The organism is Rhodopseudomonas boonkerdii (genome assembly GCF_021184025.1).
GTDB classification, from domain to species: domain Bacteria; phylum Pseudomonadota; class Alphaproteobacteria; order Rhizobiales; family Xanthobacteraceae; genus Tardiphaga; species Tardiphaga boonkerdii.
This window is the reverse complement of sequence record NZ_CP036537.1, coordinates 2,237,192-2,251,376: the sequence shown is the minus strand read 5'-3', so window position 1 is coordinate 2,251,376 and position 14,185 is coordinate 2,237,192. Positions and strand designations below refer to the sequence as shown.

The window sequence follows — 14,185 nt, the reverse complement described above, 5'->3', positions numbered from 1 at the left end:
GTGCAGCGTCCTACACGCTGCTCCGCAGAGCCGGGACTGCCACACACGCCGCGCTTCGTGCGGCCCCGGATCTGCGAAGCAATACTTCGTATTGCGTCGCGTCCGGGGCACGGAGGTCACGGCATGACCACCTCCACCGCCCCCATGCTCTCCGTCACCGGCCTGCGCGCCTCCTATGGCAAGATCGAAGCGCTGAAGGGCGTCGATCTCTCGATCCAGCACGGCGAGATCGTCGCGCTGATCGGCGCCAATGGCGCCGGCAAATCGACGCTGATGATGACCGTCTTCGGCAAGCCGCGCGCCCGCGCTGGCAGCGTGGTCTATGACGGCACGGATATCACCGGACTGCCGACCCACGAGATCGCGCGCATGCGCATCGCACAGTCGCCGGAAGGCCGCCGCATCTTCCCGCGCATGAGCGTTGCGGAAAACCTGCGGATGGGCGCCGACGTCAACGAGATGACGCCGGCCGAGCGCAGCGAAAGCCTGGACAAGGTCCTGACGCTGTTTCCGCGCCTGAAGGAACGCATGACCCAACGCGGCGGCACGCTGTCCGGCGGTGAGCAGCAGATGCTGGCCATCGGCCGCGCGCTGATGAGCCGCCCGCGCCTGCTGCTGCTGGACGAGCCTTCGCTCGGCCTCGCGCCGTTGATCGCCAAGCAGATCTTCGACGCCATCCGCGTGCTCAACAAGCAGGATGGCCTCACCGTGCTCATCGTCGAGCAAAACGCCAACCACGCGCTGCGTCTGGCCCATCGCGGCTATGTGATGGTCAACGGGCTGATCACACTGTCGGGCACAGGCAGCGAGCTGCTGAGGGCGCCAGAGATCAGGTCTGCCTATCTCGAAGGCGGGCGGCACGGGTGACATGCGTGCCCGGCTGAGACAGTCAGAACGCGCCATGGAAAGCCGGCGGCGAAGTGACGCAGCCGCCCCTGTTGGCGCCCTAAAATTGCCGATGACTTCATGCGGAAATCATCAGACACTCTCGTGTCGTCCACCCGGCCGCACGGCCCTGTTTCGGATCATCGCGAGGATCATATGAAACCCATCAAGCTCATCGGTCTGGCTTTCGCCGCATCGCTGCTGTCGTCGGCAGCCTTTGCGCAAGACATCAATGTCGCGGTGGCCGGTCCCATGACCGGCGGCGAATCCGCCTTCGGCCGGCAGATGAAGAACGGGGCCGAGCAGGCCGCAGCCGACATCAATGCCGCCGGGGGCGTGCTCGGCAAGAAACTTGCGCTGAAGGTCGAGGACGACGCTTGCGATCCCAAGCAGGCGCGCTCGGTCGCCGAAAAGCTGGCCTCCTCGAAAGTGCCGTTCGTCGCCGGGCATTTCTGCTCGTCGTCGTCCATCCCGGCTTCTGAAGCCTATGCCGACAGCAATGTGCTGCAGATCACTCCGGCCTCGACCAATCCGCTGTTCACCGAGCGCAAGCTCAACAACGTGCTGCGCGTCTGCGGCCGTGACGACCAGCAGGGTCTTGTCGCCGCCGACTACATCACCAAGAACTTCAAGGGCAAGAACGTCGCGATCCTCAACGACAAGACCACCTACGGCAAGGGTCTCGCCGACGAGACGAAGAAGGCGCTGAACAAGGCTGGCTTCACCGAAAAGATGTTCGAGAGCTACAACAAGGGCGACAAGGATTTTAACTCCATCGTCTCGCGTTTGAAGCGCGACAATATCGATCTCGTCTATGTCGGCGGCTACCATCAGGAAGCCGGCCTGATCCTGCGCCAGATGCGCGACCAGGGCCTCAAGACCGTGCTGATGGCCGGCGATGCCATGAACGACAAGGAATTCGCCTCGATCACCGGCCCGGCCGCGGAAGGCACCTTGTTCACCTTCGGCCCCGATCCGCGCAACAAGCCGACGGCCAAGGCCATCGTTGAGAAGTTCAAGGCCAAGAACATCGATCCGGAAGGCTACACGCTCTACACTTATGCCGCTTTCCAGGTGTGGTCGCAGGCTGTCGCCAAGGCGGGCTCCACCGACCTGAAGAAGGTGATGGACACCATCAAGGCCGGCGAATGGGACACCGTGCTCGGCAAGATGGCCTTCGACGCCAAGGGCGACATCAAGGCGATCGACTACGTCGTCTACAAGTGGGACGCAAAAGGGAATTACGCGGAGCTGGGTAAGGGAAGCTGAGGGGCTCACGCCCCCGCGCCCCTTCGCACCCCCCACTCCGCCCTCATCCTGAGGAGCGCGCCCCTAGGCGCGCGTCTCGAAGGATGGATGCGATCACCAATCATGGTTCGAGGCGGCGCCGAAGCGGCGCCTCCTCACCATGAGGGCGGAGGTTCAGGCTCTAACCACCCTCACCCGAAATTCTGCAATGCGGGAAACGTCTCCAGCAGCCAGATGCTCATATTGGCGATCGCTCCTGTGAGAAACGCGACGCCGGTGAGGATCATCAGTACGCCCATCACGCGCTCCACGTGGACGAGATGCTTTTTCATCCGCCCGAACACGCTGGAGAAGCGCTCCACCATGAAAGCAGCGACCAGGAACGGGATGCCGAGGCCAAGCGAATAGATCGCCAGCAACCCGGCTCCCTTCGTCACCGTCGCCTCCGCAGCTGCGACCGACAGGATTGCCGCCAGGATCGGGCCGATGCACGGCGTCCAGCCGAACGCGAAAGCGAGGCCCATGACATAGGCGCCCCACAGGCCCACCGGTTTCGGCATCGCAAGGCGCCCCTCGCGCATCAGGAGACGGATCCGCGTGAGGCCGAGGAAATGCAGTCCCATCAGGATGATCAGCACGCCAGCGATGATGGAGAGCTGCGCCGCATAGGCGCGGATCACGCTGCCGATCAGGCTGGCGCTGGCGCCGAGCATGGTGAACACCGTGGAGAAGCCGAGCACGAACATCAGCGCCGAGATCATCACCGCGCGCCGGGACACCGCCTCCTGCTCATCATTCGCGACATGTTCGATGGTCGCACCGGTGAGATAGATGAGATAAGGCGGCACCAGCGGCAGCACGCAAGGTGACAGGAAGCTGACAATGCCGGCAATCAGCGCAGCGGGGATCGTGACATCCGTGATCATGCGGCTAGATGCACCGCGCGCACGCCGACATGCAAGCATGTTAGATCAAGGACTGTGCAGTTGATACGGTTGTGATCGGGCGTGATCGCCATCGCAGCATAAAATTTGCCGTGAGGAACCAGATGAAAAACTTGCTCACCGATATCGCCGGCATCCGCGTCGGTCACGCCGACGATTCCCGGCTTGCCTCCGGCGTCACTGCGATCCTGTTCGACAGACCTGCGGTCGCTTCCGTCGACATCCGCGGCGGCGGCCCCGGCACGCGCGACAGCAACCTGCTCGATCCCGTCAATACGGTGGACGTCATTCATGGCTTCGCGCTCTCGGGCGGTTCCGCATTCGGCATCGAGGCCGGCGGCGGCGTGCAGGCCTGGCTGTCCGAGCAAGGCCGCGGTTTTGCCGTCGGCAGCGCGCTGGTGCCAATCGCCCCCGGCGCCGTGCTGTTCGATCTCCTCAACGGCGGCGACAAGAACTGGGGCCGCTTTCCGCCCTATCGCGATCTCGGTTATGCAGCGGCCGTCAATGCCGGCGAGAACTTCGCCCTCGGCAGCGTCGGCGCCGGCATGGGAGCCACCACCGCCAATCTGAAGGGCGGCCTCGGCTCGGCCTCCGCCGTCACCGCATCGGGCGTGCGTGTCGCAGCGCTCGCTGTCGTGAATGCGGTCGGCAGCGTCACCATGGGCGACAGCGCGCATTTCTGGGCTGCAGCCTTCGAGATGAATGCCGAGTTCGGCGGCCGCGGCCTGCCCGCAACGGCCACCCCCGACATGCTCGCCATGCGCATCAAGGGCGGCCCGGGTGCAACGGCCGCTGAAAATACCACGCTCGCCGTCGTCGCCACCGATGCGATCCTCACCAAAGCGCAGGCGCAGCGGCTGGCGATCATGGCGCAGACGGGATTTGCGCATGCGATCTATCCCGTGCATGCGCCGCTCGACGGCGACATCGTGTTTGCGGCTGCGACCGGCGAGAAGGAGATCGATCCGCTGGCGGGCCTTACCGAGCTCGGCATGCTCGCCGGCAATGTGATCGCACGGGCCATTGCACGCGGCGTCTATGAGGCGACTGCTCTCCCCTTTGCGGGCGCATTGCCGGCGTGGCGCGACCGCCACGAGGGATCTTGACGCCTTTTCCGAACGATATTGGCGCCGACACAGGTATACTTCTGCACGGCAACGTATAGATCTACCGAAACCCAAATAATCGGAAAGTAAAAGTCGCCACCTTTAATATTAAGAATGTCTTTCAGTTGCAGCGACAAATAGATCGACGCATCCTCCGACGTGTCCAACAACGGGCACACAACAGAGGAGAAACGTCATGAAGAAAATGCTCTTCGTCGCAGCCATGGCGACTGCCTTGGTCAGTGCTCCGGCTTTTGCCGGCGGCGGTGGTGGTAAAGGCCTCGGCGTGAATGCGAACGTGCTGACTGGGTCGGGCGGTGTGCTCGGTCTGCTCAGCGGTCGTGGCGGTCTGGCGATCAATGCCAGTGTCGTCACGGGCAAGGGTGGCGTTCTTGGCGCAGTGCTTGGCCGTGGTGGCCTGCTCGGCGGCCTTCTTGGCGGCGGCGGACACGGTGGCTGCGGTTGCTAAGACCTGACACCTCTGCAGCTACTCGTAGCTGACACCAGAAGCGGACGAGCGGGGGACGCCCTGCTCGTCTTCGCAACCCCCGACCTGCCACGGCTGTTTTAAAGCCTGCCCTATTTCAAGGGCCTGACGGTTTCATCCGTCTTGGCCTTCGCCAGATCCGGCGAGAACGTTTTCGTCAGCGACGACGCCACGATGATGGCCTGAGTCTTTTCACCGTCGAGCAGCGTGCCCCAGGTTCGCGAGACATCCATCCCCCATTTCAGATCCTTGGCAATCTCGCGCGACATGCCGATGCCGAGCGAATAGGTTTCGGTGCGGAACGGCGAGTCCAGATACTCCATCGTCGCATAGGCCGCGCCCGCCGTGAGCGTCAGTTTGGGATCGACCTGCCATGCTGCCTTGGCCGAGTAAATCGAGTCGACGGTGATCGGCGAAATCGGGAACGACGTCTCCGCCGCCCGCCGCGTTGCCAGGAAATCCAGCGTCACCGGCTTCAGTCGCCATGTCAGGCTTGCCTCGAACATGGTGCGGTTGACATTGGTGAAATCGACGTCGTGAAAGAAGCCGTAGAGCTGTGAGATCGAGGCCTGGGCCGTGATGGTCTCGCCATCATACTTCGCAAACAGGAACGGCTGGACCCGCTCGTTGTCGCGGCGATACCCGAATGTGTCGAGCTCCTCGGTATAGCGCCGCGCCGACAGATTGACGGACACGCCGACCTCGGTCTTGTCGCGGATCACACTGATCCCGGGAATGATGGCGCCGCGCCAGTATTGCAACGGCGTCGGCAGGAAATCCTGGAAAATCACATTGGTCTGGTTGATGGACGATTGCCCGCCCTCCGCCGTCACGAACAGCTTCACCGAATTCTGCAGCGACTCCACCTTGATGGCCTGCAGCAGGTCGGTACTACGCAGATTGTAGGTATTGACGTCGGCGATGGTGGTCGTCGAACTGATGCGCAGCGCGTCATCCCCCATCGAACCGCGCAAAATCACCTTACCCGTCAGCGCCGGCAGCAGATGCGCATTGGCATAGCGCGTGCCGCTGGCCTCGGCGACCACTCCCCAGCTGGTATTTTCACCTCGACCAGCCGCCGCAAGTGCGACATCGGTCGCGATATAGGCGCTACCGATCGGCGAACCGCCCGAGGTGAATTGCGGGTTGCTATCATAACCGCCGCGCAGACGCAGCGATGCCAGGAACTCGTCGTCCGCACGGGCCGGCGCACCGCACTGGCTACCGAGTATATATATACCCGCAGCTATCGCGAATACTTTGCTACGCAACATCTTCCACCACAATTACTTGTAACTGGTGAGAAGCGTGGCCCGTTATAGTTAGCAAGAAATGAAGGTTTGCCGGCGCCTGCGGGCCTGCGGCGATCTGCGCGCGGAAAAGACGGAGCCGCGGAAACAACTACCAGTTTACGCGGAACTAACCACCCACGCGGACCGCCTGATAACAAAACGCGCGGTAGTTATGTCTCCACAGCGCTTCTGCACCAACATCCAGCGCATCAGCTACGGTATGTGATTCGTGACGATGATTCGGAAGTACCCGAACGCAATGTCGCGCTCATGTGCTGCGGTCGCCGTGTCTGCGCGTTTGTGAGCAGCGATCGACGCCGTCAACGCGCGAAGATGCAGCGCGCCATCGTGGCGATCGCGAACAGTCGCATAAGACGGAATCAGGCGTTCATCGAGATCGACGACCTGGCGGCACTGGACGCCGCAGAGATCCTGTCAGCCTGACTCTGGATCATCTTTTCAATGGCGTTGTAGGAGGCTGTTGCCGCGGTGGACGCCGCGCTCGGCGGAGCGGTGGTCGAGGTGACCTTGGAGCCGTCAGCATAAGTCGTCGATATCGTCGTGGAGCCGTCGGGATTGATCGCAGTCGTAGTGGTCGCGCCAGTCACATCGCTTGAATCACCGACCCCGACGGTACCGCCGGCACGGCGATGGCCGCCGCCCTTGCCTGCGCCCTTCAGCGCCGAGCCGAGCTCATCCAGACTCACCGAACCATTGCCGTCCTTGTCGAGCTTGGCGAATACAGCGTCGGCATTGGCGACATTGGTACCGCCGGCGCCGAGCTTGTCCTCGAATTCCGCCTTGCTGATAGAACCGTCACTATCGCCGTCGAGCTGCTTGAACAGGCTCTTCAGCGCATCGGAACGGGTCTTGGAGTTCGCCGAGACATTGGTCTGGCTCTGCGCATCGAGCAGCGCGCTCATGGTCGACGCCGAGAGGTTGCCGGTCGATGGCGTCGTGCCCACCGCGCCCGATGTCGATGTGATCGCGGCGGGGGTGCCAAGCTGGAACGATGTGCCCTGCGAGAGGCCGGTCGTTGTCTTCGCCGGTGAGGAGGACGAGCTCTTCTTCGCGGTCAGCGACTGCAGAAGGTCCATGGCCGAAGTGGCAAGCGCCGCGACGCCCAGCATCGTCGATCTCCATCCGGACCGGAATGGCCCATGGAGAGATCAGCAAGCGCCGTGCCAGCAAAAAAGCGACGTAAAATCAATGCTCCTCGGGCACTCCAGCCCCTTCCGGACCGGGCAATCCCTGCCCCGGCGGCAGATTTTGCCGGAACTCCACAGTCCCGCTCTGCCGCGTTGCCGCGCTCCCACCCACATGTTACGCGGAGCCGCTCCCATCGCCCTTCAGGAAGACCGACCATGTCCCAGAGCTTTGCGCCGCGCCCGCTGGTGATCGCCCCGTCCATTCTGGCGGCAGATTTCGCCAAACTCGGCGACGAGGTCCGCAGCGTCGATACAGCTGGCGCCGATTGGATGCACCTCGACGTGATGGACGGTCATTTCGTGCCGAACATTTCCTACGGCCCCGACGTCATCAAGGCGCTGCGCCCGCACACCAAGAAGGTTTTTGACGCGCATCTGATGATCGCGCCGGTCGATCCCTATCTGGAAGCCTTCGCCAAGGCCGGCTGCGATCACATCACCGTGCATGCCGAGGCAGGTCCCCATTTGCACCGTTCGCTGCAGGCGATCCGCAATCTCGGCAAGAAAGCCGGCGTCTCGCTCAATCCCGGCACGCCGCTCTCGGCCATCGAATATGTGCTCGACCTCGTCGATCTCGTGCTGGTGATGTCAGTCAATCCCGGCTTCGGCGGCCAGGCTTTCATCCCGTCGGCGATCAACAAGGTCACCGATCTCCGCGCGATGCTGGCCGGGCGCCCGATCGACATCGAGGTCGACGGCGGCGTTTCAGCGGCGAATGTCGCAGCGCTCGCGGCTGCAGGCGCCAATGCGTTCGTGGCAGGCTCGGCGGTGTTCAAGGGCGGCACGACGGAGAGCTACAAGGCGAATATCGACGGCATCCGCGGCGAGGCCATGAAGGCGCGCGGGGAGATCATCTAGTTCATAGGACCATCGTCTCTGTCGGCGCGATGCTGTTAATGCGGTAAGTTTGCACAAGCTGTTTGGCCTCTGCTAAACCGCGGCCAAATCCCCCTCTTACGTCCGAGACGCCGATGATCCCGCGCTATACCCGTCCCGAAATGGCTTCCATCTGGGAGCCGCAGACCCGCTTCAAGATCTGGTTCGAGATCGAGGCGCATGCCGCCGACGCATTGGCGGAACTCGGGACTATTCCGAAGGACGCGGCCAAGACGATCTGGGCCAAGGCCAAGGACGCCACCTTCAATGTGGAGCGCATCGACGAGATCGAGCGCGAGACCAAGCATGACGTCATCGCCTTCCTGACCCATCTCGCCGAGATCGTGGGTCCCGAAGCCCGCTTCGTGCATCAGGGCATGACCTCGTCGGACGTGCTCGACACCTGTCTCAATGTGCAGCTTGTGCGCGCCGCCGATATTTTAATCGCCGATATCGACCGCCTGCTCGCCGCGCTGAAGACCCGCGCCTTCGAGCACAAGATGACGCCGACCATCGGCCGCTCGCACGGCATCCATGCCGAGCCGGTCACTTTCGGCCTCAAGCTCGCTTTCGCCTATGCCGAATTCACCCGTAACCGCGAGCGCCTCGTCGCCGCCCGCAAGGAAGTCGCCACCTGCGCCATCTCCGGCGCCGTCGGCACTTTTGCGCAGATCGATCCGCGCGTGGAAGAGCATGTCGCCAAGGCGATGGGCCTCGAGCCGGAGCCGATCTCGACCCAGGTGATCCCGCGCGATCGCCATGCGATGTACTTTGCGACGCTTGGCGTCATCGCCTCGTCGATGGAGCGCCTCGCCGTCGAAATCCGCCACATGCAGCGCACCGAAGTGCTGGAAGCCGAGGAGTTCTTCTCCGAAGGCCAGAAGGGCTCGTCGGCGATGCCGCACAAGCGCAATCCGGTGCTGACCGAGAACATCACCGGCCTGTCACGCATGGTGCGCGCCTATGTAACGCCGGCGCTGGAAAACGTGGTGCTGTGGCACGAGCGCGACATCTCGCATTCCTCCGCCGAGCGCATGTTCGGCCCTGACGCCACCGTGACCCTCGACTTCGCGCTGAACCGCCTCGCCGGCGTGATCGAGAAACTGCTGGTCTATCCTGCCAACATGCAGAAGAATCTCGACCGTCTCGGTGGCCTCGTGCATTCGCAGCGCGTGCTGATCGCGCTGACGCAGAAGGGCGCCTCGCGCGAGGACAGCTACACGATGGTCCAGCGCAACGCGATGCCGGTGTGGCGCGGGGAAGGTGACTTCCAGACGCTGCTGAAGAACGACGCCGACGTGAAGAAGTATCTCACCGACGACGAGATCGCCGAGAAGTTCGACCTCGGCTATCACCTCAAGCATGTCGACACGATCTTCAAGCGCGTGTTTGGATCGGCCAACTAACTGTGTCCCTCATCCTGAGGAGTTGCGCTGTTGCGCAGCGTCTCGAAGGATGGAGGCGCGCTCTAAGCTTAGTCACACATGGTTCGAGACGGCGCCATAGCGGCGCCTCCTCACCATGAGGGTAGAGCTTAGTGGCCGCGTTGTCGCCGTCTGCGTCAGGCGCGGCCATCACTTCAGCAAGACGCCGGCACTGAGCATTCGCCTGCTCAGCGGCCTCGGCGTCGAAGGTGACGGCCATATGGGCGCCACGGTGCAGCACCGCTACGACCGCCGCCGCGATCCTTGCAGGCCTAATCTGCGGCAGGTGCATCTGGTCCCGTCCGAGCTGTTCGACGAATTGCGCGGCAAGGGTTTTTCCATTGCGCCCGGTGATCTCGGTGAAAACATCACAACATCGGGCGTTGACCTCGCCGCGTTCCCGACCGCCACGCGATTGCATCTGGGTGCGAGCGCGGTGATCGAACTCACCGGCCTGCGCGAGCCGTGCACGCTGATGGACAGGTTTCGGCAAGGACTGAAGGCCGCGACACTAAATCGTGATGCCGGCGGCGGCCTCATCTACAAAGCCGGCGTGATGGCCGTGGTGTTGGCCGGTGGCGAAGTCGCCCCGGGCGATGCGATCCGGATCGAGATGCCTACGGATACATCCAAACCGCTGCGGCCCGTTTAGCACCAGGCTTGTCATTCTGGGGCGCGCGGCATGCCCGAACCCGGAACGACGCGCTTGTGTCCCCTTCCCGAAAAAGCCCAAATGGCCGTGTCTTGATGGCTCGACCTGCAGCAACTCCGCAGTAACCAACTCGGCCTAAGCTTCCTTCGTGTCCACGCGCCCCACCATCCTCGTTTTCGACTCCGGCCTCGGCGGCCTCACCGTCCAGCGCGAGATCGCGAAGGCACGGCCGGGTGCGCGCTATGTCTATGTGGCCGATGACGCATTCTTTCCCTATGGCCAACATAGCGAGCAGGCGCTGATCGGCCGCGTCGTCCCTCTGATGGGCGAACTGATCGCCGCGCACCGGCCCGATCTCGTGGTCATCGCCTGCAATACCGCATCGACCATCGTGCTCTCACATCTGCGGGCTGCCTACACCGTGCCCTTTGTCGGCACCGTGCCGGCGATCAAGCCGGCCTGCGCGGGCTCGATCACCAAGCGCGTCTCGGTGCTCGGCACCTCCGGCACGGTGAAGCGCGAATATACCCAGACGCTGATCCGCGAATTCGGTGGCGGCTGCATTGTCACGCTGGTCGGCTCGGCGAATCTCGCTTCGCTGGCCGAAGCCGCGCTCAGCAGCGGTCGCGACATGGCCGACGCCGACATCTTCAACGAGATCGCTCCTTGTTTCGTGCAGGACGCCGCGGGCGCCCGCACCGACACGGTGGTCCTCGCCTGCACGCATTACCCGCTGCTGCTGGATGAACTGACGCGCCTCGCGCCATGGCCGGTGGCCTGGATCGATCCCGCCCCGGCGATCGCGCGCCGCGTCGTCGATCTGATCGGGGCACAGCAACCGGGCGTCATGCACAATGACTCCGTGCTGCTCTACACCTCCGGCAAGCGCCACGCATGGCCGGAAACACTGGCGCCGTTCTTCGGCGGCAGGGTCGCGGCCTGATCGGCAAGATCACTCGACTTTCCCACGCGCACTGCTAGCCTCCCGTTGCGCCGGCCCGACAAGAGACCGGCAAGGGAGAGTGACATGCTCAAGACCAGCGTTACCAAGCCGCTTCTGCTCGGCATTGCGATCGCAGCCTTCGCTGTTGGCGCAGCCTCCGCGCAAGGCATCAAGCGCACGCCGCTGCAGGACATCAAATATCCCGCCGGCCATCACATCGTGACTGTCGTCGCCGAGATCGGGCCGAACCAGCTTGCCGGCCGCCACACCCATCCGGGCGTCGATACCGGCTACGTGCTCGATGGCGAGGCCACGCTGATCATCGAAGGGCAGCCCGACAAGGCGCTGAAGGCCGGCGATTCCTATGCCGTGCCGGCCGGCATCCCGCATGACGTGAAGACCGGCGCCAAGGGGCTCAAACTGCTGGCCATCTATGTGGTCGAGGACGGCAAGCCGGTGGCCACGCCGGCCCCGAAATAGGCTAGAACCGGCGGGAACCCGGCTTTTGCCTGCCAAACCGGTGGTTTCGGCTGGGAAACCGGTTGCCGGGCTGGCGAAATGGCCAAAAAGTCCTGTCTTTGAATTGACATAACCGGCCCCGCCCCCTAGAAACCGCCCTGCTCGCGGGCCGTTTTCGGCCCGCGAAGCGTTTCGCACCCGTGGTTCTCCTCCCAGCTTTGGGAATGAGCCTGTCGGTGCCGGGATTTCCTTCAAAAGATCACCCGGTACACAGGAGGGCGCGTCTCCTCACATCCATTGTTCAAACTATCGAGGACGCGATGACAAAGCGTAGTGAAGCCAAGTACAAAATCGACCGCCGCATGGGCCAGAACATTTGGGGTCGCCCCAAGTCTCCGGTCAACAAGCGCGAATACGGCCCCGGCCAGCACGGCCAGCGCCGCAAGGGCAAGCTCTCGGACTTCGGCACCCAGCTGCGTGCCAAGCAGAAGCTCAAGGGCTATTACGCCAACATCTCCGAGCGCCAGTTCTACGCCGTTTACGTCGAGGCGTCCCGCCTCAAGGGCGACACCGGTGAAAACCTGATCGGCCTGCTCGAGCGCCGTCTCGACACCGTGGTGTATCGCGCCAAGTTCGTCGCCACCATGTTCGCTGCCCGCCAGTTCATCAATCACGGCCATGTCCGCGTGAACGGCAAGCGCGTCAACATTTCGAGCTATCTCGTGAAGGTTGGCGACGTCATCGAGGTCAAGGAATCCTCGAAGCAGCTCGCTGTCGTTCTCGAAGCCTCGCAGCTTCCGGAGCGCGATGTGCCGGACTATGTCGAAACCGACCACAACAAGATGACCGCGAAGTTCATCCGCGTTCCCGCCCTGTCGGACGTGCCCTTCGCGGTGCAGATGGAGCCCCATCTGATCGTCGAATTCTATTCGCGCTAATCGCTTTAGCGACGATGACGAAAAGGCCCCGGTTTCCGGGGCCTTTTTTGTTGGCGCTCAAACCTGAGCGATAACGGCCTGATAGCCGAGAAACCGCTCCCGGATTCGTTCGGCAGCATCCGGAACGGTGACGCCAAGCAGCGCCAGCGAGACACTATAGCCGAGCTCCGCCTCGACCTCACGCTGAGAGAGATCGCGGGCGATCCAGACGCTGATCGCCTGCAAGGCGATGCGGCGCAGATTCACAGCTAGCGGCTCTTCGGCCACGAAAGCGTGCAGATGCCCACGCTGCTTCAGCGTCCGCGTCAGGCGACGCCAGAATTCGTCGCGCAGCGGCGTTGCCGGTGGCTGCTGCGGCGCGCCTTTCAGGTCGAGTAGCTCGCGATAGAGCGTCTTGTAGAACAGCGGCTCGGAAAACCAGAACTCTGCACACAGCGCCACGATCTCGAAAACCTCAACCAATGGATCGACACTGTGTCGCGCCTGCACGGCAGCCTCGAACTCCGCCATGTCGGCATCGAGCACCGCAAGCAGCACCGCCTGTTTCGATCCGAACAAATTGTATGGCGTCATGTGCGCCACATCAGCCTTGGTTGCCAAGGCGCGCATGGAGAATTCGGCAGACTCCGTCTCCGACAGGAGCGCGCGCGCGCCGGCGACGACCTTGCGGCGAAGTTCCTCGCGGGTCTGTTCTCGGGGCGCCAATGGGTCGATGTCCTTGTTCAGTCCGATCGCGCCCTTCTCTAAGCCCGGGCTACGGCGATGACGCAAGGCAATGACGCTTGACGCCTGTGAAATCATTTATGTATAACGCGTTATACGAAAATGGCGAACAATGCCATCCGTACGGTTCATCGCGGCCGGACGGGACATCACGAGGAAACGTTGCCATGCGGTTTAGCGGCAAGGTTGCTGTCGTTACGGCAGCAGCATCGGGCATTGGTGCGGCCACCGCCGCCCGCCTCGCGCGCGAAGGCGCGTATGTGTATCTCTCCGACATCGATCGCGACGGCCTCACCCGCCAGGCGAAAGCGCTGAAGGATGTCAGCGACCGGATCGCCACCGTCATCACAGACGTCACTGTTCCTGACGACGTCGCTGCGCTGATCGCAAAGGCGACGAGCGAGCGCGGCCGACTCGATATCCTCGTCAACAATGCCGGCATGGGCTCGTTCGGCCGCGTCAGTGAAGTGACGCCGGAGAACTGGCACCGCGTGTTCAAGGTCTGCGTGGACTCGGTGTTCCATGCGAGCCGCAACGCCATCCCTCATCTGATCAAGACGCGCGGCAATATCGTCAACACCGCCTCGATCTCCGGCCTGTTCGGTGACTACGGCTTCTCCGCCTACAACGCCGCCAAGGGTGCGGTGGTCAATCTCACCCGCAACATGGCGCTGGACTACAGTCGCGACGGCATTCGCGTAAACGCGGTCTGCCCCGGCCTGATCGCTACACCGCTGTCGCTAAAACTGCGCGGCAACGAAACCGTGATGGCCGAGTACGATCAGCTGATCCCGCTCGGCCGCCCGGGCCAACCGGAAGAGATCGCCGGCGCCATCGCCTTCCTCGCCTCCGACGACGCATCCTATGTCACCGGCGTGAATTTTCCGGTCGATGGCGGTCTCACCGCACGCACCGGACAACCGAACTTTCTCGGACACCTCGCGCCCGGGCCCTGAGCGCGCAGCGCCACATAACAATCAACAAGAATAACGAGGAGACG

The 14,185-nt window shown here is 63.0% G+C and carries 15 protein-coding genes; 11 read left to right on the top strand and 4 right to left on the bottom strand.

All coding sequences use genetic code 11. The features are described 5' to 3' along the window. The first annotated feature begins 123 nt into the window (after positions 1-123). Together E0H22_RS10375 and E0H22_RS10370 are read left to right on the top strand one after the other, a co-directional pair. Positions 124-867 (top strand): ABC transporter ATP-binding protein, encoded by a 744-nt coding sequence (locus tag E0H22_RS10375; protein WP_233025563.1) that lies wholly within the window; start codon positions 124-126, stop codon positions 865-867. A 174-nt stretch (positions 868-1,041) separates the two neighbouring features. Further along, positions 1,042-2,154 carry a branched-chain amino acid ABC transporter substrate-binding protein gene (locus tag E0H22_RS10370; protein ID WP_233025562.1) on the top strand — a complete coding sequence of 371 codons (1,113 nt, stop codon included), beginning with the start codon at positions 1,042-1,044 and terminating at the stop codon, positions 2,152-2,154. Positions 2,155-2,324: 170 nt separating this feature from the next. Here the strand turns inward: E0H22_RS10370 and E0H22_RS10365 are convergent, their stop codons facing one another. Beyond that, on the bottom strand, positions 2,325-3,059 hold the full coding sequence (locus tag E0H22_RS10365) for a cytochrome c biogenesis CcdA family protein (RefSeq protein ID WP_233025561.1): 735 nt from the start codon (positions 3,057-3,059) through the stop codon (positions 2,325-2,327). 122 nt (positions 3,060-3,181) lie between these two features. Here E0H22_RS10365 and E0H22_RS10360 point away from each other — a divergent pair, with 122 nt between their 5' ends. Further along, on the top strand, positions 3,182-4,183 hold the full coding sequence (locus E0H22_RS10360; protein WP_233025560.1) for a P1 family peptidase: 1,002 nt from the start codon (positions 3,182-3,184) through the stop codon (positions 4,181-4,183). A 196-nt stretch (positions 4,184-4,379) separates the two neighbouring features. Beyond that, the gene (locus E0H22_RS10355) at positions 4,380-4,652 is read left to right on the top strand and encodes a hypothetical protein (protein ID WP_233025559.1); all 273 of its coding nucleotides are present in this window, start codon (positions 4,380-4,382) and stop codon (positions 4,650-4,652) included. A 110-nt stretch (positions 4,653-4,762) separates the two neighbouring features. On the opposite strand, the gene E0H22_RS10350 is transcribed toward E0H22_RS10355, so the two are convergent. Both E0H22_RS10350 and E0H22_RS10345 read right to left on the bottom strand, forming a co-directional pair. Then, positions 4,763-5,944: an outer membrane beta-barrel protein gene (locus E0H22_RS10350; RefSeq protein ID WP_233025558.1), complete on the bottom strand. Its 1,182-nt coding sequence runs from the start codon at positions 5,942-5,944 to the stop codon at positions 4,763-4,765. Between the two features lie 398 nt (positions 5,945-6,342). Next, a complete protein-coding gene (locus tag E0H22_RS10345) occupies positions 6,343-7,092 on the bottom strand; it encodes an EF-hand domain-containing protein (RefSeq protein WP_233025557.1) in 750 nt (249 codons plus the stop codon). Positions 7,093-7,326: 234 nt separating this feature from the next. Here E0H22_RS10345 and rpe point away from each other — a divergent pair, with 234 nt between their 5' ends. From rpe to rpsD, 6 genes are all read left to right on the top strand, one after another. Next, positions 7,327-8,028, top strand: a complete 702-nt coding sequence (gene rpe, locus E0H22_RS10340) for a ribulose-phosphate 3-epimerase (protein WP_233025556.1) — start codon at positions 7,327-7,329, stop codon at positions 8,026-8,028. Between the two features lie 113 nt (positions 8,029-8,141). Continuing rightward, complete coding sequence (gene purB / locus E0H22_RS10335) at positions 8,142-9,452, top strand: adenylosuccinate lyase (protein WP_233025555.1); 1,311 nt, start codon at positions 8,142-8,144, stop codon at positions 9,450-9,452. A gap of 115 nt (positions 9,453-9,567) precedes the next feature. Next, complete coding sequence (locus tag E0H22_RS10330; protein WP_233025554.1) at positions 9,568-10,122, top strand: MOSC domain-containing protein; 555 nt, start codon at positions 9,568-9,570, stop codon at positions 10,120-10,122. 148 nt (positions 10,123-10,270) lie between these two features. Continuing rightward, positions 10,271-11,065: a glutamate racemase gene (murI, locus tag E0H22_RS10325; RefSeq protein ID WP_233025553.1), complete on the top strand. Its 795-nt coding sequence runs from the start codon at positions 10,271-10,273 to the stop codon at positions 11,063-11,065. Between the two features lie 84 nt (positions 11,066-11,149). Further along, positions 11,150-11,545, top strand: a complete 396-nt coding sequence (locus tag E0H22_RS10320; protein WP_233025552.1) for a cupin domain-containing protein — start codon at positions 11,150-11,152, stop codon at positions 11,543-11,545. Between the two features lie 299 nt (positions 11,546-11,844). Next, positions 11,845-12,462, top strand: a complete 618-nt coding sequence (gene rpsD, locus E0H22_RS10315; protein ID WP_233025551.1) for a 30S ribosomal protein S4 — start codon at positions 11,845-11,847, stop codon at positions 12,460-12,462. Positions 12,463-12,519: 57 nt separating this feature from the next. On the opposite strand, the gene E0H22_RS10310 is transcribed toward rpsD, so the two are convergent. After that, positions 12,520-13,167, bottom strand: coding sequence for a TetR/AcrR family transcriptional regulator (locus E0H22_RS10310; RefSeq protein ID WP_233025550.1), 648 nt, complete (start codon positions 13,165-13,167; stop codon positions 12,520-12,522). 185 nt (positions 13,168-13,352) lie between these two features. Between E0H22_RS10310 and budC the strand changes: the two genes are divergently transcribed. Next, a complete protein-coding gene (gene budC, locus E0H22_RS10305) occupies positions 13,353-14,141 on the top strand; it encodes a meso-2,3-butanediol dehydrogenase (RefSeq protein WP_233025549.1) in 789 nt (262 codons plus the stop codon). Positions 14,142-14,185 lie beyond the last annotated feature (44 nt).